The sequence below is a fragment of the Pigmentiphaga litoralis genome (genome assembly GCF_013408655.1).
In the GTDB taxonomy this organism is placed as follows: domain Bacteria; phylum Pseudomonadota; class Gammaproteobacteria; order Burkholderiales; family Burkholderiaceae_B; genus Pigmentiphaga; species Pigmentiphaga litoralis_A.
The window spans coordinates 560181-586268 of the sequence record NZ_JACCBP010000001.1; the positions used below are offsets into that span (position 1 = coordinate 560181).

General features: G+C 61.3%; 20 protein-coding genes and 2 pseudogenes. 18 read left to right on the forward strand and 4 right to left on the reverse strand.

Translation table 11 applies throughout. The features are described 5' to 3' along the window. Window positions 1–266: 266 nt before the first annotated feature. The 3 genes from HD883_RS02340 to HD883_RS02350 all read left to right on the forward strand — a co-directional run bounded on the left by HD883_RS02340 (window position 267) and on the right by HD883_RS02350 (window position 3580). Entirely contained in the window at window positions 267–1190 is a 924-nt protein-coding gene (locus HD883_RS02340; protein WP_179588008.1) for a LysR family transcriptional regulator, read from the forward strand. A 114-nt stretch (window positions 1191–1304) separates the two neighbouring features. After that, window positions 1305–2573, forward strand: coding sequence for a carboxylesterase family protein (locus tag HD883_RS02345; RefSeq protein WP_179588007.1), 1269 nt, complete (start codon window positions 1305–1307; stop codon window positions 2571–2573). A 59-nt stretch (window positions 2574–2632) separates the two neighbouring features. Continuing rightward, on the forward strand, window positions 2633–3580 hold the full coding sequence (locus HD883_RS02350; protein WP_373563296.1) for a Bug family tripartite tricarboxylate transporter substrate binding protein: 948 nt from the start codon (window positions 2633–2635) through the stop codon (window positions 3578–3580). A 167-nt stretch (window positions 3581–3747) separates the two neighbouring features. Here the strand turns inward: HD883_RS02350 and HD883_RS02355 are convergent, their stop codons facing one another. After that, window positions 3748–4356, reverse strand: a complete 609-nt coding sequence (locus HD883_RS02355; RefSeq protein WP_179588006.1) for an FMN-dependent NADH-azoreductase — start codon at window positions 4354–4356, stop codon at window positions 3748–3750. 185 nt (window positions 4357–4541) lie between these two features. Here HD883_RS02355 and HD883_RS02360 point away from each other — a divergent pair, with 185 nt between their 5' ends. The 5 genes and pseudogenes from HD883_RS02360 (at window position 4542) to HD883_RS02380 (ending at window position 15784) form a co-directional block, all read left to right on the forward strand. Then, window positions 4542–5474 (forward strand): LysR family transcriptional regulator, encoded by a 933-nt coding sequence (locus HD883_RS02360; protein WP_179588005.1) that lies wholly within the window; start codon window positions 4542–4544, stop codon window positions 5472–5474. Between the two features lie 29 nt (window positions 5475–5503). Continuing rightward, complete coding sequence (gene guaB / locus HD883_RS02365) at window positions 5504–6964, forward strand: IMP dehydrogenase (RefSeq protein WP_179588004.1); 1461 nt, start codon at window positions 5504–5506, stop codon at window positions 6962–6964. Window positions 6965–6966: 2 nt separating this feature from the next. Then, window positions 6967–8553, forward strand: coding sequence for a glutamine-hydrolyzing GMP synthase (guaA, locus tag HD883_RS02370; protein ID WP_179588003.1), 1587 nt, complete (start codon window positions 6967–6969; stop codon window positions 8551–8553). Between the two features lie 299 nt (window positions 8554–8852). Beyond that, a pseudogene (locus HD883_RS02375) lies at window positions 8853–9137 on the forward strand (Arm DNA-binding domain-containing protein); the annotation flags it as partial. A 68-nt stretch (window positions 9138–9205) separates the two neighbouring features. Then, the gene (locus HD883_RS02380; RefSeq protein WP_179588002.1) at window positions 9206–15784 is read left to right on the forward strand and encodes a hypothetical protein; all 6579 of its coding nucleotides are present in this window, start codon (window positions 9206–9208) and stop codon (window positions 15782–15784) included. Here HD883_RS02380 and HD883_RS02385 read toward each other — a convergent pair. After that, window positions 15710–16105 carry a helix-turn-helix transcriptional regulator gene (locus HD883_RS02385; RefSeq protein ID WP_179588782.1) on the reverse strand — a complete coding sequence of 132 codons (396 nt, stop codon included), beginning with the start codon at window positions 16103–16105 and terminating at the stop codon, window positions 15710–15712. The two genes, HD883_RS02380 and HD883_RS02385, sit on opposite strands and share 75 nt — an antisense overlap. Window positions 16106–16319: 214 nt before the next feature. Here HD883_RS02385 and HD883_RS27545 point away from each other — a divergent pair, with 214 nt between their 5' ends. From HD883_RS27545 to HD883_RS02420, 9 genes and pseudogenes are all read left to right on the forward strand, one after another. Further along, window positions 16320–16853: a hypothetical protein gene (locus tag HD883_RS27545; protein WP_257021958.1), complete on the forward strand. Its 534-nt coding sequence runs from the start codon at window positions 16320–16322 to the stop codon at window positions 16851–16853. Further along, window positions 16808–17065, forward strand: coding sequence for a hypothetical protein (locus HD883_RS27550; protein ID WP_257021959.1), 258 nt, complete (start codon window positions 16808–16810; stop codon window positions 17063–17065). The genes HD883_RS27545 and HD883_RS27550 overlap by 46 nt, the downstream gene beginning before the upstream one ends. Before the next feature lie 204 nt (window positions 17066–17269). Next, window positions 17270–17749, forward strand: a complete 480-nt coding sequence (locus HD883_RS02395; protein ID WP_179588001.1) for a hypothetical protein — start codon at window positions 17270–17272, stop codon at window positions 17747–17749. A gap of 19 nt (window positions 17750–17768) precedes the next feature. Continuing rightward, window positions 17769–18578 (forward strand): TIGR02391 family protein, encoded by an 810-nt coding sequence (locus HD883_RS02400; RefSeq protein ID WP_179588000.1) that lies wholly within the window; start codon window positions 17769–17771, stop codon window positions 18576–18578. Window positions 18579–18597: 19 nt separating this feature from the next. After that, window positions 18598–19881, forward strand: coding sequence for a hypothetical protein (locus tag HD883_RS02405; RefSeq protein WP_179587999.1), 1284 nt, complete (start codon window positions 18598–18600; stop codon window positions 19879–19881). Window positions 19882–19887: 6 nt separating this feature from the next. Then, window positions 19888–20595: a hypothetical protein gene (locus HD883_RS02410; RefSeq protein WP_179587998.1), complete on the forward strand. Its 708-nt coding sequence runs from the start codon at window positions 19888–19890 to the stop codon at window positions 20593–20595. A 338-nt stretch (window positions 20596–20933) separates the two neighbouring features. Then, a complete protein-coding gene (locus tag HD883_RS02415; protein WP_179587997.1) occupies window positions 20934–21440 on the forward strand; it encodes a JAB domain-containing protein in 507 nt (168 codons plus the stop codon). Between the two features lie 371 nt (window positions 21441–21811). Further along, window positions 21812–22027 (forward strand): annotated as a pseudogene (locus HD883_RS27555) (TrbI/VirB10 family protein); the annotation flags it as partial. A gap of 28 nt (window positions 22028–22055) precedes the next feature. Beyond that, window positions 22056–22304, forward strand: a complete 249-nt coding sequence (locus tag HD883_RS02420) for a DUF2274 domain-containing protein (RefSeq protein ID WP_179587996.1) — start codon at window positions 22056–22058, stop codon at window positions 22302–22304. A 449-nt stretch (window positions 22305–22753) separates the two neighbouring features. On the opposite strand, the gene HD883_RS02425 is transcribed toward HD883_RS02420, so the two are convergent. Continuing rightward, window positions 22754–23950 carry an FAD-dependent oxidoreductase gene (locus tag HD883_RS02425; RefSeq protein ID WP_179587995.1) on the reverse strand — a complete coding sequence of 399 codons (1197 nt, stop codon included), beginning with the start codon at window positions 23948–23950 and terminating at the stop codon, window positions 22754–22756. Window positions 23951–23986: 36 nt separating this feature from the next. Then, a complete protein-coding gene (locus HD883_RS02430) occupies window positions 23987–24970 on the reverse strand; it encodes a tripartite tricarboxylate transporter substrate binding protein (RefSeq protein WP_179587994.1) in 984 nt (327 codons plus the stop codon). A 173-nt stretch (window positions 24971–25143) separates the two neighbouring features. On the opposite strand from HD883_RS02430, the gene HD883_RS02435 reads away from it, so the two are divergent. After that, window positions 25144–26064 (forward strand): LysR family transcriptional regulator, encoded by a 921-nt coding sequence (locus HD883_RS02435; RefSeq protein ID WP_179587993.1) that lies wholly within the window; start codon window positions 25144–25146, stop codon window positions 26062–26064. Window positions 26065–26088: the final 24 nt, after the last annotated feature.

Genomic DNA, 26088 nt, shown 5'->3' on the forward strand with positions numbered 1-26088 from the left:
ACATGACGCCCAGTAAATGTCGAACGCGATCGAATCGCGCGGCTCAACGGTGAGGGTGCCCGAGTCAGTGAGACTTGCGATTGCAACGGATCGTGCGGATCGGCCGGTAACTGGATACACGTGAGAGTTAACCATCGCAGCGCAGCAATCGGCACCCGAACAGTCGAGCAGCAATTGCCCTTTTCGCCCGCCCGCGCCCATTCCGGCTTACTGAACAGGGCGGCGTCCCCGCCTATACTTTGTGCATTCCGACCCCTGGTGCCGTGATGACCCCGTTCCAAGGCAAGCTGCGCATCCGTCACCTTGAAATCGTGCTGCTGGTGGCCGAGCACGGCAACCTGTCCAAAGCCGCACGGCATTTGCACATGACGCAATCCGGCCTCTCGCGCGCCATGGCCGAAATCGAAGAAGCAGTAGGTGGCCGGCTGTTCGAACGGTCTGCCAAGGGCATGCGCGCCACGGCCCTGGGTGTGGCGATCTGTCGTCATGCCACGGTGCTGCTTGGCGATTTTCGCAAGGCCGAGACGGACCTGGCCGCCATCGCACGGGGCGAACTCGGCAGTATCACGGTGGGCTGCTTCTCGTTATTCAGCGGCTGGCCGCTGGCCGATGCCGCCGCGGCCTTCCGGCAGGCGCATCCCAAGGTCGAGCTGTCGGTGGACATCGGCACGCATGAACGATTGGTGGAAGTGCTGGATACCGGCGCGCTCGATGTGCTGATCAGCCGTACGCCGGCCACCCTGACGCGCGAGACCTATCGGATCGTGCCGCTGATCAATGACCCAGTCGTGCTTACCTGTGCGCCGCACCATCCCCTGGCGTCGCGTGACGCGCTGACCTGGGCCGACTGCGCCATGTACCCCTGGATCAGTGCGCTGCCGTCCGGCCGCATCCGCCGGGAAGTGATGGAGCGGCTGGCCGAAGCCAACGTCCAGCCGCCGGACATCGTGGGCGCGCTGTCTTTGGAATTTGGCCGCGACATGGTGTTGGCAGGTCCTTACCTTTTGATGCTGCCGGGCAGCGTCGCCCAGGTCCAGGCGCGCCGCGGCGTGTTGCATGTGCTGCCATTCGATCTGAAGCTGAAGCGGTCGCCGCTGGCCGCCATGTGGCGGCGCGACCGGCCCAGCACCCGGCAGACGCGCGCGTTCGTCAGCATTCTGGCGGGCATCATCAAGCAGGCCCACCCATGACTGCCGCGCATTGACCTGTTCGAAATCCGCATGACAATGCCGTGACGATGTTCTTTACGATAGGGGCCACCAATCAGGCATCGGCCATCGGCCGTTCCACACGGGAGCCGCATCGTGCAAGACAGCGTCATCGCAACGTTCCAGACCGCCACCGTCCGCGGAGTCAGGCAGGCCACGGTATGCCGCTTCAACGCCATTCCCTATGCCGAACCGCCGTTAGGGCCCCGGCGCTTCTTGCCACCGACGCCACGTGGACTGCAGGGTGACGTCGATGCGACCCATCCGGGTCCGGTCGCGCCCCAATTGCCGTCGCGCCTGGCCGATGCAATGGGCGATTTCGACGCCCCGCAATCTGAAGACTGTCTGCACCTGACCGTGTGGACGCCCGCCGCTGACGATGCGCGGCGGCCGGTCGTGATCTGGCTGCACGGCGGCGCCTGGCAAAGCGGCGGCGGGGCGATCGACTGGTACGACGGCACCCGGCTGGCGTCGGAGGGCGACGTGGTGGTTGTCAACGTCAACTATCGCCTGGCCGCCCTGGGGTGGCTTTGCGTACCGGGCGAACCGGCGAACCTCGGGCTGCTGGATTGCGAAGCCGCCATCGACTGGGTCGTCGAACACATTGCCGCCTTTGGCGGTGACCCGGCGCGGATTACCGTCATGGGGCAATCGGCGGGCGGGTCCAACATCGCCGCGATGTTGACGCGCACGCCGCGGTTCCAGCGCGCCATCATCCAGAGCGGATCCATGGGCCGCGGCTATCGGACGCGTGCACAGGCCGAACGCATCGGCGTGGCCTTCTTGCAGGCCTTGGGCGTGACGTCGCTGGACGGCGCCCGTGCACTGCCTGTGCAGGCCTTGCTGGACGCACAGAATGACCCCGGCGTGAAAGCGGCGTTGGCCGACGAAGGCAGCGGCCGCAGCCTGTTCTGCCCGGTGCTCGACGGCACGGTGTTGCCTTTCGATATCGATGCCGATCTGGCCGCGGCGCCGGACAAGGTGGACTTGCTGATCGGATCCACCGCCGACGAAATGGCCGCCTTTCCCGGTCTCGGCCGGGATGCCGACAGCCGCGCCTATGGGGATCGGGTGTTCGTTGCGCCCGCCGCGACGTGGGCACAGGCGGCGCGTGCCGCGGGCCGCCATGCGTGGCTCTACCAAGTCGCCTTTGCGCCGTCCGAGCGGTTTGGCGCTTGCCACTGCATTGAACTGCCGTTCATGTTCGGCAATGTCGACGCCTATGCGGGCGCGCCGATGCTCGAAGGCATGACAGCAGATGATGCCGATCGTCTGGTCGGGCAGATGCTGCCGGCGTGGCTGCGATTCATTCGCGGTGAGTCGCCGGACTGGCCGCAGGCGCCGGTGCTGCAGACGATTGCCTAGGTCGCGCACCGTCGCGAATCGCCATTTTCAGTTCCCACTTTCGACCACAAGGAATTGCCGTGCTCAAGAAACTGCTTCTGCTTGCTGCCCTGTTCGCCTCGTTTCCCGCGCTCGCGGCGTATCCGGACCACCCTGTGCGCATCATGGTCTCCAACCCGGCAGGCGGCCCCGTTGACGTCTTCTTGCGTGTGCTGGCCACGCGCCTGTCGCAGACCTGGAATCAATCCGTCGTCGTCGAAAACCGCCCGGGCGCGTCCGGCATCATTCTCGGCAACGCACTGGTCAAGGCGGCCCCGGATGGCTACACGCTCGGCATGGTCGTCGCTTCGTCGCTGACCGTGGTGCCGTTTGCCGTCGACAACCCACCCTTTGATGTGCAGAAGGATCTGCAGCCCATCTCGCTGGTCGCTCGCACGCCTTTCATCTTTGTCGTGCCCAAAGACAGCCCCATCAAGACCTGGCAAGACTTCGTCGCCGCAAGCAAACAGCGCGACCTGACGATCGGTTCGTTTTCCATCGGCACCGCCTTCCACCTGGTGTGGGAACAGACGGCACGGGCCGCGGGCGTCAAGGCCGTCTATGCGCCATCGCCGTCGTCAGGCAAGACCTTGGGTGACCTTATTGGCGGGCAGCTCGACATCGCGCTCGATGCACCGTCCAGCGCCAAGGGCATGATCGACGCCGGCCGCTTGCGCGCCATCGCCACCACCAGCCCGACACGCTTTCCCGGCTTGCCCGACACGCCGACGCTGGATGAATCCGGCCTGAAGGGCTATTCGTCGCAGCCCTGGTTCGCGTTGATGGCGCCGGCCGGCACGCCCGCCGCCGTGGTTGACAAGATCCAGAAAACGGTGGCGGACTTGCTGAAAGATCCGGCCATGAAAGCGCAGATGCAGATTTACGGCATGACGCCTGTGGGGAGCACGCCAGCGGAACTGGCCGAGACGATCAAGAATGATCTGCGCGACATGGGACCGCTGGTGAAGGAACTCGGGATCAAGCTGTAAAGGGAGGGCGGGGCGCGAGCGGGCTCTGCGCCGTCGCGCTGCCGGTTCGTTCAGACGTGAAAAAGGCGCGATGCAGGGGTTTGCATCGCGCCTTTGTTCGTTTGGCAATCCAACAAGTCAGGCCGTTATTCGGTCGGACGGCCTGCCATCAGGGAGGTCGCCGTCAATTACGCAGCCTGGCGAATGGCGTCCTGCGCACCCGTAATGGCCTTGGCACGCGCATCGGCGCCCATCGCAATGCCTTCGGCACGGATGAACTCGACGTTGTTGATGCCCAGGAAGCCGAAGAAGGCGGTCAGGTAACGTTCCTGGAAGTCGAACGACTCAGCCGGCGTGCCCGGGCCGTAAAAGCCGCCGCGCGACACGGCGACGATCACGCGCTTGCCGCCTGCCAGGCCTTCCGGGCCGGTCGCGGTGTAGCGGAAGGTGCGGCCGGCAACGGCAACGCGGTCCATCCAGGCCTTGAGCTGGCTCGACACCGAAAAGTTGTACATGGGCGAACCGATCACGACGGTATCGGCAGCCAGGAATTCTTCCAGCACGGCAGTGGCGATGGCGATGTCGTTCTGGATCGCTGGCGTCAGCTCGGCAGGCGCGCCAACGCGAACCATGAATTCCGGGCCCGACAGGTGGCTCAAAGGCTGGGCAGCCACGTCGCGGTACACGACTTCCGACGAAGGATTGGCGCTTTGCAGCTGTTCGACCAGTTCGGCGCTCAGTTGGCGGGTGACCGAACCGTCGCCCAGGATGCTGGAATCAATGTGAAGGATCTTCATGGTGGACTCGCTTAGATGAGGGTGGGTGACGGGATCCGTCCCGCATGGCATTCATAGTAGGTGTGGGACGTTCGCTTGATAAGTCGGGGGAAAACGAACGCTTCGTTCTATTTATGGAACAATGAATGCGCTTTGCTGGCGTTTCAAAACGCCGAACGCCTGTGCCATCGCCCTGGAACGTCCCCATGCTCGATCTGAACGACCTCTATTACTTTGCTGCTGTCGTGCGCCATGGGGGCTTTGCAGCGGCCGGCCGCGCGTTGAACGTACCCAAGTCCAACCTCAGCCGGCGCATTGCCCGCCTTGAACAGACTTTGGGCGTCCGGCTCCTGGAGCGATCCACGCGCAGGCTGGTGGTGACCGAGATCGGCCAGGAATTCCATGGGCATTGCCAGCAGATGATCGCCCAGGCCGAGGCGGCCGAGGAGGCCACGCAGCGCATGCGCGGCGACCCGCACGGCCTGGTGCGGTTGGCGTGTCCACCGGGCCTGGCGCCCCAACTCAGCCGCATCCTGCCCAAGTTTCTGTCGCAGTACCGGAATGTACGGGTGCAGGTGGTGGTGTCGAACCGGCGCGTCGACTTGGTGGAAGAACGTATCGACGTTGCCCTGCGAGCGCGCCGCCGCGTCGACCTGGACCCCAATCTTGTCACCAAGGTGGTGGGCGAAAACCGCGCCGGCCTCGTCGCCGCCCCGGCGTTCGTCGCGTCCTATCCGCCCATCGATCACCCGAAAGACCTGGCCGGCGTCCCGACGCTGAGCATGGAAGAAGTGTCCCAGCACGACCAATGGCCGCTGTTCGGCCCCGACGAAGCGGCCTACACCGTCCAGCACGAACCGCGCGTGGGCTGCAGCGACTTCCCCTTGCTGCTGCAGGCGGCGATCGCCGGGCTGGGGGTGGCCTTGCTGCCCGAGAATCTGAGCGCCGAAGCCGTCGCCTCCGGCCGCCTCGTCCAGGTGTTGCCCGGGTGGTACACGGACCTGACCGTGCTGCACATCGTCTTCACGTCCCGAAGGGGGCTGCTGCCTGCCGTCCGGACCTTTGTGGACTTTCTGGCAGCCGAACTCCCCAAAGTACCGTGGGAGAGCGCAATCAGGGTAAGTCCTGAACTACAATAGGAGGTTTATTCCAGTCCAGGGGTTGCCAGATGCGTCTCGTACAAAAAGCCTACACATTCGACGACGTGCTGCTCGTGCCCGCTTATTCCGCGGTGTTGCCACGTGACGCAAGTCTGCGCACCCGTCTCACCCGCAAGATCTCGCTGAACATTCCGCTCCTGTCCGCCGCCATGGACACGGTCACGGAATCCCGTTTGGCAATCGCGATGGCCCAGGAAGGCGGCATCGGTATCATTCACAAGAACCTGACCGCCGACCAGCAAGCGCGGGAAGTGGCCTTGGTCAAACGCTATGAATCGGGTGTCGTTTCCGACCCGATCACCATCGCGCCGCACATGAAAGTGCGCGACGTCATTGCGCTGCAGCGCCAGCACGGCATCTCCGGCCTGCCGGTCGTGGAAGGCCGCCAGGTCGTCGGCATCGTCACCAACCGCGACTTGCGGTTTGAAGACCGCCTTGACGAACCCGTGCGCACCATCATGACGCCGCGCGAACGCCTCATCACCGTCAAGGAAGGCGCCACGCCCGAAGAAGCGCAGGCCCTGATGCACAAGCATCGCCTTGAACGGGTGCTGGTCGTGAACGAGACCTTCGAGCTGCGCGGCCTGATGACCGTCAAGGACATCATCAAGACCACCGAACACCCCAACGCATGCAAGGACGCGCACGGCAAGCTGCGCGTCGGCGCCGCGGTGGGCGTTGGTGCAGGCACCGAAGAACGCGTCGAAAAGCTGGTTGCCGCCGGCGTTGACGTGCTGGTCGTCGACACCGCCCACGGCCACTCGCACGACGTGATCGAACGCGTCCGCTGGGTCAAGAAACACTACCCGCAAGTTGAAGTCATCGGTGGCAACGTCGCCACTGGCGCGGCGGCACTGGCGCTGGTCGAAGCCGGCGCCGACGGCGTCAAGGTCGGTATCGGCCCCGGCTCCATCTGCACCACGCGTATCGTGGCCGGCGTGGGCGTGCCCCAGATCACCGCGATCTCCAACGTGGCCGAAGCGCTTGAAGGCACCGGCGTGCCGTTGATCGCGGACGGCGGCGTGCGCTACTCGGGCGACATCTCCAAGGCCCTGGCAGCAGGCGCCTACACGGTCATGATGGGCGGCATGTTCGCCGGCACCGACGAAGCCCCCGGCGAAGTCGTGCTGTACCAAGGCCGTTCGTACAAGAGCTATCGCGGCATGGGCAGCCTCGGCGCCATGACCGACGGCTCCGCCGATCGCTACTTCCAGGACCCGGCCAACAACGCCGACAAGCTCGTGCCCGAAGGCATCGAAGGTCGCGTTCCTTACAAGGGCAGCGTGCTCGCCATCATCTTCCAGATGGTCGGCGGCATTCGCGCCTCGATGGGCTACTGCGGCTGCGCGTCGATTGACGACATGCGCACCAAGGCAGAGTTTGTCGAAATCACCTCGGCGGGTATTCGTGAATCGCACGTCCACGACGTGACGATCACCAAAGAAGCCCCCAACTACCGGATGGAATAAGCGTGCACGATCGTATCCTGATCCTCGACTTCGGCTCACAAGTCACCCAGCTGATCGCACGACGCGTGCGCGAAGCCCAGGTGTATTGCGAAATCCACCCGCACGACGTGTCCGATGACTTCATCCGCGAAGAAATGGCCCGCGGCCTGAAAGGCGTGATCCTTTCCGGCAGCCATGCCTCCGCCTACGAAGAAACGTCCATGCGCGCCCCGCAAGCCGTGTTCGACGCCGGCGTGCCGGTCTTGGGCATCTGCTACGGCATGCAGACCATGGCCATGCAACTGGGCGGCAAGGTCACCTTTGCCGACCACCGCGAATTCGGCTACGCCGAAGTCCGCGCCCACGGCCACACGCCGCTCTTCACCGGCATCGAGGACTTCACGAACAACGAAGGCCACGGCATGCTGAAGGTCTGGATGAGCCACGGTGACCAAGTCACCGCGCTCCCGCCCGGCTTCAAGCTCATGGCCTCCACGCCATCCTGCCCCATCGCTGGCATGGCGGACGTCGAACGCGGCTACTACGCCGTCCAGTTCCACCCCGAAGTCACCCACACCGTCCGCGGCCAGGTGATGCTGGAACGGTTTGTCCACGACATCTGCAACTGCGGCACCGACTGGAACATGCCCGACTACGTGTCGGAAGCCGTCGAAGCCATCCGCCAGCAGGTGGGCGACGACGAAGTCATCCTGGGCCTGTCCGGCGGCGTCGATTCATCGGTGGCCGCTGCCCTGATCCACAAAGCCATCGGCCCGCAACTGACCTGCGTGTTTGTGGATCATGGTTTGCTCAGGTTGGACGAAGGCAAACAGGTCATGCAGACCTTCGCCGACAACATGGGCCTGAACATCATCCACGTCGACGCGACGAATGAGTTCATGAGCAAGCTCGAAGGCGTCAGCGATCCCGAAGCCAAACGCAAGATCATCGGGCGAGAGTTTGTTGAGGTATTCCAGCGCGAAGCCGGCAAGCTGAAGAATGCGCGTTGGTTGGCGCAAGGCACGATCTACCCGGACGTGATCGAGTCCGGCGGCAAGAAAGGCAAGGCGCAGACCATCAAGTCGCACCACAACGTGGGTGGCTTGCCCGAGACGTTGAATCTGAAGCTGCTCGAGCCGTTGCGAGAGCTGTTCAAGGATGAAGTTCGCAAGCTGGGCGTGGCGTTGGGCCTGCCACCTGGCATGGTGTATCGCCATCCGTTCCCCGGTCCGGGCTTGGGTGTGCGGATCCTGGGTGAGGTGAAGAAGGAATATGCCGACCTGCTGCGCCGGGCCGATGCCATCTTTATCGAAGAACTGCGCAACTTCAAAGATGATCAGGGCACGTCCTGGTATGACCTGACTTCGCAAGCTTTCACGGTGTTCCTGCCGGTAAAGAGCGTGGGGGTCATGGGCGATGGGCGGACTTACGATTATGTGGTGGCCTTGCGGGCCGTGCAGACGTCCGACTTCATGACTGCGGATTGGGCGGAGTTGCCTTATGCGTTGTTGAAGAAGGTCAGCGGGCGGATTATCAATGAGGTCCGGGGGATTAACCGGGTTACTTATGATGTGAGTAGTAAACCGCCTGCGACGATTGAGTGGGAGTGATTTAAGGTCTTTCGGGGACTATCGTTCGCTATCGAAAAATGACGTAACGTATTGATTTAGAAGGAAATACGTCACGACAGCTATCGTCGGCTATCGCCGGCCAGCGGAACCGGTTGGCGGTAGAAGTGGCGGTAGGAACCGGAGGCTCGATTAAGACCCTCCCGTTTACTATCCAGACCAAACCGGTCTTTGACGGCGAAAGTCTCCTAGGGAAAGCTTGTTTCATGCGGCTTTCCGAGTATGAGCAGGTCTCCTGGCCGCTGACGGTAAAAGCCGTCATGAACAGGAGAAAAACCTCGATGCTTACTGACACGGCACTGCGCAACCTCAAGCCTAAGCCCAAGCCTTATAAGGCTTCTGATCGAGATGGCATGTACGTGATGGTATCGCCTGTCGGTACCGTCACCTTCGGCTCTGATTACCGTCTCAACGCCCGCCGTAGGACGCTGACCATCGGCCGCTACTGGCCGGCAGGCATCTCGCTGGCCCTGGCTCGCGAAACGCTGATCCACGCCAAGAAGGCCATCGCCCAAGGAAAATCCCCCGCGCTGGAGAAGCAGCGTGAGAAGCGCCGGCTGGCCGCCGGTTGCCGCACTCGGTGTCCAAGGAGCTGGAAGCCTTGGTTGGATGACGCAGGTACGACAAGCCGACCATGAGTGACGACGATAACGACACAACGCCGATAGAAATCGACAAAGTTCGAGCATCAAAGGCAGGCCATGCCTTTCATGAAGCTTGGGGCGCGCGCACCGCTCTTGAACTCCTGCCGCCATCGAGCGACCTTACAGCGATCACGCTTGAGGGTTTCGACGAACGTGACGAGCAGAGTTTGGGAACTGGTGCGGTCGAGATTGCCGATCTTGTTCGGTACCATGGCGCCACCGATGTCGCACGGGCGCATCGAGTCACGGTCGTCCAGTTCAAGTACTCGATCGCAAGCGCCGACACGGCAGTTCGAGCTGCGGACCTGGCATCAACTCTTGGCAAGTTTGCCGCGACCGATGTCGAGTTGCGAGCGACCCATGGCGATGATCACGTTCTCGCGGTGGTCCGCTATGAATTTGCAACGAACAGGCCCATCCACGAGAACTTAGGGAAGGCGATTTCGGCGGTCGTCGCGGGCACGCAAGAAACCGGGGATATTGCCCGCCAAGCAAGCCGGATCGCACAAGCCCTGAAAGAGTATCCCCATCCCTTTGCTGACCTGTTGCGGCGATTGGAATTGGTGGGTAGCAAGGGAAGCTTGACCGAGGCTGAGCGTGCGATATCGACGACGCTCGCCGCATGGAGCGAACCAGGGGATCCGGATGCGGAGAAACGCCTGCTCAAGTTGCGGAATCTCATCAGGATCAAGGCCGGTCCTGGTAGCGAATCGGACAAACGAGTTGATCGAGTAGCGGTCTTGGCTGAGCTGGAGGTGGAGCACGAGGACCGCTTGTACCCCACGCCCGATGCGTTCCCCGAGGTTCAGATCGTCATTCAGCGTGAAGTTCTTGACGACATTGCCATCCTCGCCCGTGAAGCTGATTTTCCTCTCGTTGTTCATGCTGCCGGCGGGATGGGCAAGACGGTCTTGATGCAAGGCCTCGCCGATCGATTCCGAGCCGATGGCCCCGTGGTGCTCTTTGATGGCTTCGGCGCCGGTCGCTGGCGTGATCCAGCTGACGGCCGGCACCTCCCGGAAAGGACGCTTGTCCACCTTGCCAATCTCTTGGCCGGACAAGGCCTGTGCGACATCCTGTTGCCAGTGGCGGACGTAACGGGCTTGCTGCGAGCGTTCCGCCGACGACTCGCCCAATCGGTGGAGACGGCTCGGCGAACTCGCAGCGATGCATGTGTTTCACTGGTGCTCGACGCGATCGACCACGCTGGGCTTGCCGCGCGGGATACCGCGACCTCGTCGTTCGCACACCTTCTCATGCGCAGCATCAGCGTCGATCCGATCGACGGCGTTCGCGTCGTCGCATCGTGCCGGACTGAACGGCTCGCGCTGGCAACTGGCGATGCCTCGCACCGTCCTTTCACCGTTCCACTGTTCACTGACGCGGAAGTACGTTCCCTCATTGATCGGCGCGTGCCGGATGCTTCGGTCGACGAGGTCGCCGCTCTGCTGACGCGGTCAGGTCGCAATCCACGCTGTCTCGACAACCTGATCACGACCGGACGACCGTATGATCCCGTGTCGTTCCCTGACGCCCCAGGAGAGCCGCAAGATCTGCTCGACGCGCTGCTTCGAAAGCGTCTCGCCGAAGCGCGCGAAACTGCACGCGCTCGCGGGGCAAGCGACGCGGACATTGACCTTCTGCTTACAGGCATCGCCTTGCTAGCGCCCCCAGTTCCCATTGAAGAACTGGCTGCGGCACATGGCTTGATCGCGGAGCAGGTTGAAAGCTTCGCGGCCGACCTCGCCCCGTTGCTTGAGCGAACGCCACACGGTTTGATGTTCCGCGATGAACCGACCGAGACCCTGATCCGATCGAGCTACGGCGCAAGTCAAGCCGGTCGAGATCGCGTTATCGCCGCTCTCCAGGACCGCCAGCTCACATCGAACTATGCGGCCCGAGCACTTCCAGCATTGCTCACCTCGCTACGCGATGCAGATCAGCTCATCCAACTGGCCTACGACCTGCGTGTTCCCCGAGGCGCTTCACAGGTAAGCGCACGCGACATCCGTCTATCGCGGATTACTGCCGCCATAGCACTGGCGGGAGAGCTGAACCGGCGCGACGATCTTCTGCGCTTGCTTTTAGAAGCGTCGCTCGTTGCCGCTGGACATGAGCGATCCGATCGCTTCCTATACGAGCATCCTGATCTCACTGCAGTGGCAGGCGACCCCGAAGCTCTGCGACGCCTCTCCGCGACCAATGTTGGCTGGCCCGGAGGAAAACACGCCGCGCTTGCACTTGCGAACGCGTTCGCAGGCGACCGAGAGGAGGCCCGTCGCCACGCTCGGCGATCAATCGATTGGCACAATTGGGCCGCGCATACCAAACGCAGTGTGCGCTATAGCGAATCGAAAACCTCGAGGCAATTGGATGATATTGGATTCGCGTATGTCGAGATGCTGGCGGGCAACGACGTGCGCGTTGCGGAGTTCTTCGCCCGTCGAGACGACGGTGTGGCCTTCGCTAAGTTTCGGGACTTGTTCGATCTTCTGGATCGACACCAGAATTCGGCGCATCCGCCCGAGACACGCATCGCAACGAGGCTTTTGCGTTGCCGACTGCCTTCTCGCGCACTCTATGCCGCCGCGCTTCCTTTCGTCGGCCGTAACCCATCCCATGCCAGGCGACTTGTCGCAGAACTTGCTGCTGCAGCTTCTGCGGATGGCAAGAGTGAAGGCTTGGCGATGGCCAGTGTGCTGGCATCAGCGCAGGCGATAGAGCTCGGCATGGAGAGAGAGGCAGAAACCATTCTCGCTGGAACTGCACTTGCATCGCCAAGCGTTTATAACTACTCCAGTCAGTATCCGAGCGACCGTGCGGTCCACGTGACTGTACTGGCCGCCGGCGTTCGAGCTGCCTTGAGCCGGAAGCGCGCCGCCTTGATCGACATTGCACCGGCGGAATTCATCGGTCTGGTGCCTGCGGGCGCTCGGTCGCGGGGCGCAGCGAACTTTAGCCGGGTACTTAATCAGAAGCTGGCCGCTCCGAAGTTCGACGGAACTCGGCACCGACGGAAGCGGCGCGACGGAATCGACGAGGAAAAACGATCAGACTATTCGCGTGCGCTTGGCAGCCGGATCTTGCCGATGCTGAGCTATGCGCAGGATGTCGCCGATATCATTCGCCCGCCCAAGGGAAAGACGCGGGACGAGATGGTGGCCACGGCCTTTGACCGACTTGTCCGTGATGTCGAGCAGTCATCCAACTATCCGTATAGGGACGGGAAGGCGTATCTCGCACGAAACGGCTTCCGAGTGATATTCGATCTTGCCGATGCGTTCGGTGCGTTCAATGCCTCGCTTGCGAAGCGCATGGCCGAGTGGGCAGCGAGTGCGCCAGGCCTATTCACGCCGGAGCTGACCGATGCGGTTGCTCGACTGTCGCGTACGCCCCACTGCCATGATGCTGCGCTCCTACTTGCCGGCCATATCGAGCGCAAGATCCAACTCGATACCGATGTCGGATCCAGAATCTCATCCTACGGTGACCTCGCGCGCGCAACCTGGCGAGTAAGCACTGAAGAGGCCGCGGCCTATTTTCGCCGGGCGCTCGATCTTGCTGAGGCAATTGGGTCGGATGACTTCGATCGTACCAACCACTTGCTGGAACTGACCGGCCACTATTCGGGTCCTGAACTTCCGCCGGCGGCGGCGCACACCCTGGCGCGTATCCTCGAACTGAATCAGAACGACGATGGCAAATTCCCCTGGACTGAGTATGCGAAAACAATGGTTCCGATTGCTGGTCGGGCGACGTTGGCCACGCTGGCGCGACTGGATGATCGTGACGTTGCTCGGCTCGGACTGTCGCTCGGCCCAGCATTAACTGTCCTCGTCCGCGATTCGAAGCTTTCAGTTGAAGCCGCCGTCGCTCTGTTTGGTTTGGCTGCTCCAGTCGAAACCTGGACGTGGCACATCTCCGGCTTCGCGTCAGAGGTCATTTGCCGTCTACCTCAAGAACGATGGGAATGGTTCTTCGATATCCTCTTGGTCGAGATCGATCGTGAGGATCAACTGTCTCCCGCACGAGAGACGATCCAACGGTTACATGACCTCGCTGAGCGCAGTCTTCCTGCCGCTTCTCATGCTAGAACACGAATCGAGGGCTTGCTTACTCGCCTTGGACCCCGATCCGAATCGCGTACGGTAATCCCTCCGTCGACCGCTTCGGAGCCACTGCCTGTCTTCCCGGTGGACCTCACGGACTCAGACGACATTGACCGTCAGATCCTCAGCGAAAAGATTGACCAGTCAGGGCGGCGCTGGCCGGTTCGAACACTGATCGATTTGGCCAAGCGGGCAAACTCTCCCGGCGAGCGCCTCGGGTTCGTCCGCGCGGTCGTTGAGTCAACGGTTGCCACGCTTGCCGACAAAACCCACGCGTTGGACGACTACTTGGAGGAATGGGGTAGGTCGTCGGCTGCTATGCGTGATGCTCTGCCTGACTTGGGACTGCGCTTGGCCACCAAGCACGCTGCTGAACTTGCCAGTTCAAGCACCGACGCGTGGGGCGGCTGGCGGGGACTGGAGCAACATTTCCATGCCGACCGCGCAACTCTTGTCGAGCACGTAGTTTCAGCGCTCCGGAGCACCGCGGACAGCCTTGGTGGTAATGCCTGGCTCTCACTTGCCGCGAGACTGGCGTCTGACGTCAGTGCCAGTGCCATTGCGCAAGGCCTCGAGCGGTTTCTGGCGAACACAGATGAAAAGCTGCCGCCCGAAGTTGGAGATGGACCGTGGAACACGCGTTTTACGATTCCGTCCGATGAGGGGACATTCGTGGCGGGGCTCGTGTGGGCGAGGCTCGGCCATCCCATCGCAGCAATGCGCTGGCGCGCAGCCCATGCGGTGCGGCGCTTGGTGGTGGCCGGACGTTCCGATGTCATTGGACGCCTGATCGAATGCTTTGGGTCTGCTTCAAACTTGCCTTTCGGCGACGCAAAGCTGCCCTTCTACGCAATGCATGCACAGCTTTGGCTGTTGATAGCGCTCGCTCGTGTCGCGAAAGACTCTGCTGGCACATTTTCCCCCCATCGCGCGTTCTTCGAGCGGATCGCCTTTTCTGCTGGGTTTCCGCACATCGTCATGCGCGCGTTCGCGATAGACATACTTCGCCAGCTTGCGCTTGCCCTCGCGCCCGAAGAGCGCGAAGAGCTTATCGCTAAGCTCGACTCCGCAAACCAGTCGCCGTATCCATCGGTTTACCGAACCGACGAGCGCGAGTTCCGATATGCACCCAGGCCTGACGCCTCGCTTAAATCAGAAGACGGTTTCCACCTCGACTACGACTTCAACAAATATCAGGTCGAGCGCTTGTGCCACGTCTTCGCTTGTCCAGGCTGGGAGGTGGAAGATCGCATCAGTGCATGGGTGCGGCGTTGGGACTCAACCGTTCGAGGAATGTACGACTGCCCGCGTAGCAGAAGCCATGATGCATCTTGGTCGTCCGGATATGTTCCGGACCGGGACCGGTACGGGGGATACCTAGGGTGGCATGCTCTCATGCTTGTTGCTGGTGAGCTGCTGGCGACACGGGCGGTTGTCGGCGAGGATTGGAGGGGGGATGCTTGGGGCGCGTTCCTGAGTGAATATAGGCTTTCAAGAAGCGACGGTCTCTGGCTTGCCGAGCTCACCGACCCGTTTCCACTCGACCTCACTAAGGAGGCGGACATGCCCATGCCGGAGAGCGGTGAAAGAGGCACCGCACGCGAAGACAGCAATCTGCTGGCACCATTGCTCGGCGTGCTCGGCGGCAAGGTGGCGACGGATTGGCTTCCGGTGGCAGGACGTTGGTCGATCGGGCGAGACACAACAGTCACGCTTCAAAGCGTACTGGCGAATGCCGTCGATGCGCGAGCGGCGGTCATGGCCGTGCTGTCAGAAGAAGCATTCTTTAGATGGTTACCGGATGATCAGGATGAGGTTACCCGTCACTTCGGTGGCGACGGCCACACGGTTCAGCCATGGGTCGCAAAGACACCGAACAACGAGCGCAAGTTCGATCGACATGATCCCTATGGTGCCGCCACTGCACTCGACAGGCCCTTCCCATCGGATTGGACGCGAAACCTGTTGGGGACTGTCGCCGATGACGAGGTGGTCCGCTTCTGGTCAATCGATGGGAGACCAGCCTATCGCGCCGAAGCCTGGGGTGCTGAGGGCGGACGCGGTGAGTACGCCTGGAGCGAGACTGGATGCCGCTTTTTCGTCAGTCGTGGCCCATTGCTTTCCCTGCTTAAGGTATCCGAGCGTAGCCTTGTCGTCGCACTCTCGCTCCAGAAATACCATAGAGGGAAGTCGAGCGGACGCGTCGGGGACACGAGCGGCTTTACCCATCGATCGCTGGCGGTCGTCATCGATGAGCGTGGCCAAATTTGGTCTCCGCGAGGACTCTCTCGACACGCCAAGGAAGCCCTTGCGACGCTCGACCCCGATCGGCGACGCGATTTCTATCCACGGTTTCGCGCGATCGCAGGCCTGGCCGATGAATGGCTATCTCGGGGTAACGATCCACCGATTAGCGATGAACTGTATCGAATAGTCATCGAAGGTATACCGTCCGACTAAGGGGATCGCCTCACTCTTCATGCAGCTCGCCCGGACAGGGCGGGCTTTTCGTAGGTGGACATCCGGCTTTAAAGTGCCCCTGCGTGGGGTTTGCTTGCGCTCCTCGATCCGCGCTTCGACTTCGACCAAATCCCGTACTACGCAGCGCGGCGTCAGGTTGAAGCGACGTGAGAACTCGCCGCGGCGCTCTATTTCGTAGATTGTTGTTTCGGCCAAGGGGACGGTTTGCCGCAACTCCTGGCGGCGGATCGTGCGCCGGAAGGGTAAAACACTGCGTTTTGGAAACTGCGGTAGCTGGTCGTAGGCGTCCAAGCCGGGCAGGTGACCTGTTAAGGAGCACGTAGGCTCCTTGGAGCCTTTGTCTCAGCTGATGAGCTGTGACGGGTTATTCTCCATGTCGCATTCCATAAGTGTTCGGCGCTGCCAGGCTCACTACCGCGCGATGTAATGGTGGCTTTCATTGGCTATCGCGGAAACTCGTTGCAGCGTAGAGGAGCCTATTCAAGAACAGCAGCCACGTGAAAAGGGGAGGGGTATGGCGACGGTGACGGTTTCTCCAGGTCATTTTGAGGACTACAGTGGCATTCAGTTCGAGCGCCTTGTCTTCGCGTACCACGTTCGCATGGGCTGGCGTGGCCTCGTTTGGTATGGTCAATCGGGAGGCGATCAAGGGAGCGATATCTCGGGTATCGAGCCATTCGATGACCAGCCGGCACGCAAGACCATCATCCAGTGCGCGAACCGGGGCACGTTGACGCTGGCGAAAGCCAAGGCGGATATGGGCAAGGCGGCCAAAGCCGCAAGCGGGGTGCGGGATGTCTTCAAGTTCGTCTGCCGTGGCGCCGTTTCGGACGCCAGCCGAACACGGATTGAGCAAGCCGCAACTTCTCTTGGCGTTGCACATCTGACGATATGGTCAGGTGTGGAGTTCGAGGAAAACCTGCGGCTTCGTGCCGAGACCTGCTGCATCGTTTCGTCCAAGGCATCGAGTTTCCTGACGCCGAAACAGAGATCCGAAGGCTCGTGGACGACTTCCCCGGCCTCTCGGATATCGATGTGCTGCAATTGATGGCAGCCGTGTTTGATCGGCCGGCCTTTCGCACGCCGTTTCAGTGGGAAAGCTCCCTGCCAGCTTTTCGGCAGGCTATCGAAGACACCATCGGCGCGCTCAATACCGGCGCGTGGCGGACGCGCGAGGGAGATGAAGTCAGGCGCATCCCCTCGATTCACCATCTTCAAGATCAACGCATCCAAGCGGTGCTTGCAAAGGTAGTTCGCTAGGTTGATGAGTTGCGCCGCATCTTTGTGACCCGTCTCAAGGACGGGGAGATCAGGCACTGCGGCTGCGAGCAGCCGGATTGCCCCATGTACATGCTTACGCATCGCGTTGCCGACGAACTGGACGAAGCCAGGCGGACAATCCTAGCGACGTTTCGATCGGTGCGTGCGCCCTTTAACGTGAGTCTTCAGTAGGCGTGCATGCCAATGGTGCTGTCCAACGAGCAAATTCAGTATCTCAGCCAACATCTGCCCGGGGATCCTGTGGCACGCGCGTTGTCCGAGCTACTGGGCAATGACGATGACTTGCTCGGCATCGACGCGAATGAACGATCGATCACTTTCCGCTTCGCGATGTATCTCCAACAGCATTTTCCTGACTGGACCGTGGATTGCGAATACAACCGGGATGGCACTGATCCAAAGCGGCTTGGACATCTGGAGCTGTATCCGGACAGCGAGGACGATGAGGCGAAGACCGTATTCCCAGATGTAATCGTCCATCGGCGAGGCACGAGGAACAACTATCTGGTCTTGGAGTTCAAGAAGTCAACGAGCCGCATTGACCGACAGATCGACCTTCGGAAACTTCGGGGCTACAAGCAGCAGCTTGGCTACGAGCATGCTCTGTTTGTGGAGGTCGGCACCGAGGGGCAGGCGATCGTTACCATGCTTGAATGGGCTTGAGAGGTAGCAGGGGAAACTCATGACACTTATTCCACTTTTCAGCTCGCAGCATCTTGAAGCCGCTTGTCGCGTGCTTGCCGATACCGAGCAAGGCTTGAGCGGTACGCAAATCGAGCGCTTGCTGCAAGAGATCGAGGTTGGAGATACCTCACCCGGCATGACCAAGTGGAAACGGCTGTTTAATGCGCTGGCTGGTGCGCAGAACCACCACCAGATCGGCAACCATCTCATCATGTTTATCAATCGTGCGATGAATCCGGTGAACTACGCCCGCGACCCCGCGGCGTTCGCCTGGCGGCGCGACGAACTCAATGTCGTCCTTGCGTTCTCCGGTTTCTACGTGCGCGACGACGGCAGGGTCGGATACGCCGACAAGGCCACGACGCTCGATGCCGCGCGCGCCCGCGCGGGACGGCTCAAGGCCGCGTTGGAAAGTCGCGTCGTCCACGCGGAAGTGCTGAACTACTGCCGTGCCGAGTTGCTGGACGAAAACTACTTCCATGCCGTCTTCGAGGCAACAAAAGGCGTTGCGGAACGGATTCGGCTGCTGTCGGGCCTAAACGGCGATGGTGCGGACTTGGTGAACAAGGCATTCGCAGGCCAGCAACCGGTCCTGGCCTTGGGGCCGCTCACAACGGAATCCGAGAAGAGCGAGCAGAAAGGCTTTGCCAACCTGTTGATCGGCCTGTTCGGTGCCGTGCGCAATCCGCTGGCCCATGCGCCCAAGACGAATTGGCCCATGTCCGAACAGGATGCACTGGACGTTCTGACGCTAGTGTCGCTGATTCACCGCAAGTTGGATGGCGCCACGAAACCAGCGGCCGTATAGTCATAAGGGAAGAACAAGAATGCACGAGGCGATCGTTGTCTTCTCTCGAAAAGGGATTTTTCAGACCACGATCGCCGCGCGCGACGTTCGCAGCCGGGAACATGCGCGCAAGCTGTGGCCCCTGGTATCTCCCGGCTCATCACGGCAACTGGTTACATGGGTCAGCCCCTCCTTTGAAAACGGGAAACTACGTCGACGATCCCATTTCAGGGCGCTTCCTGCCCAGCACACCTTTAACCCCAAAGCGCACTTCGAAGACGAAGAATCCGGCCGGTGGCGCGCCGTTCAGGAAAGTCCCGAACACCGGCAAGCGAAAGAGCTTGTCGCGGCCGAACTCTCCCGACGATTGAACGCCGGCCTTGCGATGCCGTGGGCATTTAAGGATATGGATGCGTCGGACTATCCGCTAGAAGGCAACTTGTTGCTCGGCGCTGACCGAGTGGCAACCGAGCATCCCTTGGAGACGCCATTTGGCAGCAGATTCCGGCTCGACGTTGCTGTGCTCGGCCCACCGGTCCAGGCAGAGCCGATGGTCCTGGGCGGCGTTGAAATCGAACTCGGCCACGCCTTCGACGGGCGCAAGGCGCTGATCGGGAAGTCGCTCGGATTTCCGCTCATCTCCATCGACATCACCGAGATGACGCTGGACGAACTTACGCCTGAGTGGGCACAGCAGGTACTGACCGCGACCACCCGGAGCCACGAGCAAGGACGCCGGCAGACCTACATCTATCTCCACGACCTGCTTTATCCCCTCTACGCGCAGTTGCCGGCATTTCTGGACGACGAGCAACGCCATCAGTTCCTTGTGTTTGCCGACGATGAGACCCTGAATAAGTTGGTTCGCTGGATGAACCTACTCGCCGAAAAGCTGGAGTATCCGAAAGGGGCGGTCGCCGTTGCCCTGGTCAATGGCAAGAACGAACAGTCGCGCAAGATGCTGGAACGCGCGGGACAGGTCGTTGGCCCCGACTGGAGTGAGTTCAACGGCCAGCGATGCCTACGGTTGACCCTGCCGCGCCCCAAAGGCCCGGCGGATCTCCAGGCCCATCGCTTCCACATGACAATGGCGCGCGTCCTGCTGTCGCACACAGATGCGCTCGTTGGCTACAAGTATTGCAATGGCGTGGACAACAACCACTCCGAAGAGGACGTGTGGGTTGCGCATCGCTGGATCGCCGACCTGAAAACGCATAATCAGCACCGCGTATTGCCGAAGAGGCTGGCCGAACCGATCAACAGGTTGATCGCAGTTGTGTCGGACCTGCATCGCTATCACGCAGCAACTAATCATGAGGCGTGACCACCCATGTCGGAAATCATCCTGCGGGCGGATACTCCAGCGCAGCTAAAGGCCAGGCTCGCCGAGCTGGATATTGACGTCCCCTTGCGCTCGGAGGGACGCCGGAACCACCACGCGGAACGCTATTGCATCGCGCATCTGCTTGCGACGCTACCGGTTGAACAGCTCTCGTTCCCGCTGAACCTGACTCATTCTGACAAGCCGGATTTCCTTTTGGCGATGCCCGATACCGACGTGGGAATCGAGCACACTGAAGCTGTGCCGGAGAACATCGCCCGCGCTGACTTTCTCCGTGAAAAGGAAGGCTTGGGCCCGGACGTCTACTTCACTCCCCATGTGTTGCCTGGGGAACATAGGAAGACGGCCGATGAACTCCGCCGTGAGATAGAGGCCGATGAGGCTGGTTCAGGCTGGTGTGGCGATTCGCCGGAGCGCGAATGGGCCGCCGCGATGGCGGACCACGTCAAGGAAAAGATGCCGAAGGCAACGGCCGACGGCTTCGTTCGATACCCCTCCAACTGGTTGATCGTTTATGACAATCGGCCGCTGCCAGCCATCGACTACTCCAAAGCGGCAACGTACTTGGCGCCGCTACTGGCGGAGATGGGCGCGTTTTCGGTATTCGACACGATCTTTGTTCATGACGACTCGCATATGTGCGAGTTAGGTGGCACTCCAATCATTCATGCGCTGGCCAAGCCAGGATGCTTCTGAGGAAATCTGCCTCGTGCTCTGGCATGTCCTAAACATCGCCTGACGGGTTCGGACCGCGCTGGCTGCTTCGCATCGAGCCACCGTTGGCGTCGCCTCCTTCGCCTCCATCGCTGACGCCTCCGGCCCTGCCGCGCCTGCGCGCTCCGCTTGCCGGGGTTCGTGTATGGCATGGGCGGTCTTGCTGTTTCCCTTCACCGTACCACGGCGTTCTCGCCGTCAAGGGCGGCGCGCGCGTTGCGCGCTGGCGTCCTGGCGGCCGGCTTCGCCCTTGACTGCTTGCGCTGCGCCGTGCGGACGCCGGTTCCGGGCAATTCCGCCCGAGCAACCGGAGCACGAACATGTCACAGTTTTCCCTCTCTTCCGATGCCTCGCTGCCGGTGCGTGACGGCCGTGGCCGCTATCGGCCGGCGTCGGCCGACCAGATTCTGGACGCCGCGCGTCGGGTCATCGACCAGAAGATGCAGCGCGGTACCGAGTTCACTTTGCTGGCGACGGTCAAGGAGTACCTGCGCACCAAGCTCGCGGGCTTCGAGCGAGAGGTCTTCGCGGTCCTGTTTCTCGATACGCGCCATCGGCTGATCGACTACGTCGAGATGCTCCGTGGAACAATCGACGGCGCGACGGTCCGCCCGCGCGAGGTGGTCGAGGAGGCACTGCAGCACAACGCGGCGGCAGTGATCTTCTCGCATAACCATCCGAGCGGGAATCCCGAGCCGAGCGCTACCGATCGGGCACTGACACAGCGGCTCAAGGAGGCGCTGACGCTGGTCGAGGTGCGCACGCTAGATCACATCATCGTTGCAGGCGACCAGACGACGGCCTTCGTCGAACTCGGTTGGCTGTGACGAGGGGGGCTTCGCCCCCTTTTGCTACGCCGCTAGGGCGATTGCGCTTCCTGGCAGCCGACGCGGCATCACTTGCCGTCGTAGCGCTCACGCTGGCCAAGCCGCTTCACGTAAGTGCTATCGGCCAATCTGTCAGGCCCGACAGTTAAAGTGTTAGTGTGTGCCCGAACGCCCCACCGAGCTTCCGCCAAGCGCGACCCACGCCCCCAGAGGTTCGGTGCCGTGAACCGATTCCCAGATGCTCGGAGCTTTAATTGCATGAGGCGGCACAAAGGAGAGGCGAGAAAGGCCGTGGTACCGAAGCCGGCTGAAATGCTGAGTCCACTTGGCGGCCATCCCTTGAGCGCGCAGCCTGACGCTGGCTCGTCGTTCTGGAGAATGGCGTCGATTGGTGGCATTGGGCTTGCGGCTTCGCCGGCGCGGAGCTGACGACGCTGCTGGGCGTCGGTGCCGAGCTGGCGGCATCCGAGAACCGCCAAGACGGTGATTGACCGAGCGGCCGGGCCCGCCGGTAAGCCATCGTAAACCGCGACCGAGTACTGCGGCCGTACAAGCCGCTGTTCTTGAAGCGGGGAGCATCACGATGAGCGCCATGCGCAAGCTGCGACTGGGCCAATGCCCAAGACCGAGGGGATCAAGCTGGCCTTCGCGCGCCTGGCGAGCCTCAATGCCGAGCTCGACGGGTACCCATGTCGCACGTGCGAAGCGGTCGATGATGCCACGACGCTGATCCTGCATATGGTGGAAGCGTTGATGGCAAGAGATCGAGCGTACAAGAGAGGTGGGCAGGCGACGCCGACGCTGGCAACGAAGCGAGGATTGAAAGAAGCGCGGTGCGCTTGTATGCGTTATCTTAAAAGGTGATTGACGATGGTGTTGCCAGAGTCGTGGCCACTTAAAATCTCTCCATCCTCCGCGCCATACAAAGCTATTGTCCGATGACGGTAAAAGCGACGGTAAGGCTCTATGTTGATCACAGCCAAACCCTTTAACCATGCGGGTCTGCGAGACCTGTTGACGATTGAGTGGGAATAGTGGTCGTAGCAGGACCAGAAAAATGAAAAACCGGGAAGGCCATTGCTCCACGCAAAAGGTTTCCCGGTTTTTTTAACTAGGTCGGCGTCGAAGCAAGACGCAGAGCAGCTGCAATGCATTGGTTGGCAGCATTCAGTCCTGTTTCCCGACTGCTATCGACAGCGAATGGCACAGCCCTAGACAGGGCAGGTTCTGATAGCGGCGTGGTGGTTTCGCGGTTTACTGGATGTCCTCCGGCGTTCTGCAACCGTCAAGATGACGACCCGGTAGTCACCAAATTATCGAGGCGGCGCTGTCACCAACGACACAGTTTCCAACTCGCCAACAAACAATGTCCGATCAAGTACCGCTTGCCGCTCACTGCCCAAGCGACGAACCTGCGCCATCTCCTGCTCAAGTCGTTCCGGTCCCGTGTAAAACAGCAACTGGTTATTCAACGTCGCACGCGGCGATGTGTAGGTCTCGAAGTTAGCCTTCCGAGCGCTGGCGTACTGGTCAAGGACGCTCTCTGGCGCGGCCCGGTGGATCACCGCGGCCAGGGCCTCGTACAACACAAACGCATCAAACAAGCCAGCCGTCAGCCCCAAGCCACCGACCGGATTGGTAATGTGCGCAGCATCCCCCGCGAGCAGCACCCGACTGACGCGAAACGACCCTGCCACGCGTTGGTGCATCCGATAGGGTGAATGCTGCTGCAATTCATACTTGCCCTCCAGCCCCGGCAATATATTTGCGAACATCGCCGGCATCCGTTCCACGATCCCCGCCGGATCAAGCCCTGCTGGCTCGCAATACGTCACCCGCCACTTCTTCCCCGTATCGATCTTGACGATGATGGCGCCGTACGTCTCGTCGATCACGAACGTCGCTTTGTCAAAACCTAGCGCGTCAAGATCTGCTTCGATATTGGTCGCCACCATTTCCTTCGGCCACGTCATTCCGTCGAATGACAGGCCCAATGCGTTGCGCACCGCGCTGCGTGCGCCATCTGCGGCGACCAGCCAATCTGCGGTGAGCACCTCTTCGCCATCAGGCCCGGACACGGCCACAGCAACATCGGTGTCATTGCGAACGATGCGCTCGACCCGTGTGTTCCACCGTATCTGCACATTCGGCAATCGCCGTATCTGCTCGAGCACGATCTGTGTCAGGACGTCCTGTCCCAAGTGGACGTTAAAAGGATATTCGACCAGGCCTTCCAGTTCGCGTATGGACCACCTTACGGTTTCGCCAGTTCGATGCACGCGCATGCTGTAGTCGTGTTTGACCAGTCCGGCGGAGATGACGGTGCCTAACAGGCCAAGATCATTCAGGCCTTTCATCACTGCCCAGTGATACACCAGCGCGCGTGGCGCTTTGGATGGGCCGGCCTCGGCTTCGATCAACGTGACGCGAACGCCGGCGCGGCCCAGGCCCGATGCGGTGATAAGGCCAACGGGGCCGCAGCCCACGACGATGACTTGTGATGTGCTCATTGTTTTGGATCTTCAAGTAGTTGCGAAAGGCAACGATCAGTCGAGGCTGACGCGGGCGGCTTGGGCGATGGATGCCCAGTCCTGGGATTCGGCGTTGACGACGTTTGCCAGCGCGTCTGGGCTGCCGCCCACCGGCAGAAGGCCCTGCACGACAAGCGTCTTGCGCACCTCTTCGTCACGCAGCGCTGTTTGAATGGCGGCGTTCAGGCGGCGGGTGACGGACTCGGGCGTGCCTGCCGGTGCAAACGCGCCGACCCAGGCACTGCGTGCGAAGGTCAGGCCTTGATCCTTAAGCAGCGGGACGCCCTTGAAGTTGGGGGACGGCTTGTCGCCCAGCACGGCGATCGCCTTGAGCTTGCCGGTGTCGATGTATTGCGCAACCAGTCCGTACGACAGCAACGACACGTCGATCTGGCCGGATACAAGCGCGGTCACGGTCGGACTTCCGCCTTGATAGGGGACATCCACGAACTGCGTGCCGGTCGCCTTGTTGACCTGCGTCATGTACAGGTGCGAAGAACTTCCCGTTCCAAAGTGGCCCCAGTTCAATTTGCCTTTGTGCTTCTTTTCATACTCCACCAAGTCCTGCAGTGAGTTGACCGGCAGCGAGGCGGATACGACCACTGCGGAGTCCACCTTGACGATTTCGCTAATGGGGGCGAACTGTTTGGCCGAGTAGCTGATGGTCTTGTAGATGGACGGGTTGATGACGACTGTGTCGCTCAGGAACATGCAGACGGTGTAGCCGTCGGGCGCTGCTGATTTGCACGCTGTAGCACCGACGATGCCGTTGGCGCCAGGGCGGTTCTCAACGACAGCAGGTTGACCTAGTTGCTTGGTGAGCGAATCGCCCATGCGGCGCGCGACCAGATCGACAGGGCCGCCCGGCGTGAAGGGCACGATGATCTTGATAGGACGGTCGGGGTAGGCGGCTGCGACCGCGTACTGGGCGCCCGCGCCGAAGCAGGCAATGGCGACGGCGCCCGCTACGGCGCGGTGTTGAAGATCGGAAATTCTCATGACGCGGTCCTTGGATTGTTGTCGGCGCAGATCTCTCAGCGCCGGTCCCATCGGCTTTCGGTTAAGCCCAAGGGAGGTCTCGTTTCTTTGACGATTGCAGTCTAGACGGGCAGAATGAGTCGAAAAAGCCCCCGCAAGTTGAATCTTTTTTCCACCTAGTGGCAGAATCGAGCATGGACCGTTGGACGCAAACGCGGCTGTACGTAGGCATCGCACGCTTGGGTAGCATCAGCAAGGCAGCCGACGATCTTGAGCTGTCGAACGCGGCCGCTAGCCGGTATCTGAACGACCTTGAGCGGCGAGTCGGCGTCCGCCTGGTGGAACGTACGACGCGAAGGTTGTGGCTGACGGAAGCAGGCACGACCTACCTGCGCTATTGCGAGGCCGCGGTCAGTGCGCTTGACGAAGGCGACGCGGCGATTAGCGATGCATCAGTCGAACCCATGGGAGAGCTGCGGGTGACGACGTCGGTTTCGTTCGCCGTCAATCACATCGCGCCACGATTGGCCGAATTCTCAAAGCGCTATCCGAAGCTGAAGATCAAGCTGCTGGTCGAAAACAGATACCAAAGCTTCATTGAAGCCGGCACCGACGTTGCTATCCGAACCAGACAGTTTGAGCCGGACTCCGGTATTACCGTCAGGCGGCTGGCGGACACCCGGCTCGTGATCGCTGCGGCACCTGCCTACCTTGCCGAGCGCGGCACGCCATCATCTGTGGAAGACCTGGCGCGTCATCGGCTGTTGCTCTACACCCTGGCCACGACCACATCCGAACTGCATTTGCGGCGCGGCGCCGAACAGCGGCGCCTGCCAGTCGAAGGCGCCTTCGAAAGCAATGACGGCCAGGTGATTCGCACTGCCGCCATCAACGGGGCGGGCGTGTTGATCCAGCCGCAGTACATCGTTGACACCGATATCCGCGAGGGCCGGTTGGTGGCTCTGTTCGAGGACTGGGATCTGCCAATGTTGACGATCAATCTTGCTTACCAGAGCAAGCTGCTGCAGCCCGCAAAAATCCGGGCGTTTACGCAGTTCATGATCGAGAGTCTTGCATCGTGCGACCTCACGTCGCGGTTCAATCGGCGGGGTTAGGCCGGCGCGCTAGGACACGACGCA

Excerpts from the sequence above, each read along its gene's own strand:
- HD883_RS02415 (WP_179587997.1), top strand. The coding sequence starts at position 20,934 with ATGTCACAGTTTTCCCTCTCTTCCGATGCCTCGCTGCCGGTGCGTGAC.
- HD883_RS02425 (WP_179587995.1), bottom strand. The coding sequence starts at position 23,950 with ATGAGCACATCACAAGTCATCGTCGTGGGCTGCGGCCCCGTTGGCCTT.
- HD883_RS02340 (WP_179588008.1), top strand. The coding sequence starts at position 267 with ATGACCCCGTTCCAAGGCAAGCTGCGCATCCGTCACCTTGAAATCGTG.
- HD883_RS02360 (WP_179588005.1), top strand. The coding sequence starts at position 4,542 with ATGCTCGATCTGAACGACCTCTATTACTTTGCTGCTGTCGTGCGCCAT.
- HD883_RS02410 (WP_179587998.1), top strand. The coding sequence starts at position 19,888 with ATGTCGGAAATCATCCTGCGGGCGGATACTCCAGCGCAGCTAAAGGCC.
- HD883_RS02435 (WP_179587993.1), top strand. The coding sequence starts at position 25,144 with ATGGACCGTTGGACGCAAACGCGGCTGTACGTAGGCATCGCACGCTTG.
- HD883_RS02405 (WP_179587999.1), top strand. The coding sequence starts at position 18,598 with ATGCACGAGGCGATCGTTGTCTTCTCTCGAAAAGGGATTTTTCAGACC.
- HD883_RS02355 (WP_179588006.1), bottom strand. The coding sequence starts at position 4,356 with ATGAAGATCCTTCACATTGATTCCAGCATCCTGGGCGACGGTTCGGTC.
- guaB (WP_179588004.1), top strand. The coding sequence starts at position 5,504 with ATGCGTCTCGTACAAAAAGCCTACACATTCGACGACGTGCTGCTCGTG.
- HD883_RS02430 (WP_179587994.1), bottom strand. The coding sequence starts at position 24,970 with ATGAGAATTTCCGATCTTCAACACCGCGCCGTAGCGGGCGCCGTCGCC.
- HD883_RS02395 (WP_179588001.1), top strand. The coding sequence starts at position 17,270 with ATGGTGCTGTCCAACGAGCAAATTCAGTATCTCAGCCAACATCTGCCC.
- HD883_RS27545 (WP_257021958.1), top strand. The coding sequence starts at position 16,320 with ATGGCGACGGTGACGGTTTCTCCAGGTCATTTTGAGGACTACAGTGGC.
- HD883_RS02400 (WP_179588000.1), top strand. The coding sequence starts at position 17,769 with ATGACACTTATTCCACTTTTCAGCTCGCAGCATCTTGAAGCCGCTTGT.
- HD883_RS02380 (WP_179588002.1), top strand. The coding sequence starts at position 9,206 with ATGAGTGACGACGATAACGACACAACGCCGATAGAAATCGACAAAGTT.
- HD883_RS02420 (WP_179587996.1), top strand. The coding sequence starts at position 22,056 with ATGCCCAAGACCGAGGGGATCAAGCTGGCCTTCGCGCGCCTGGCGAGC.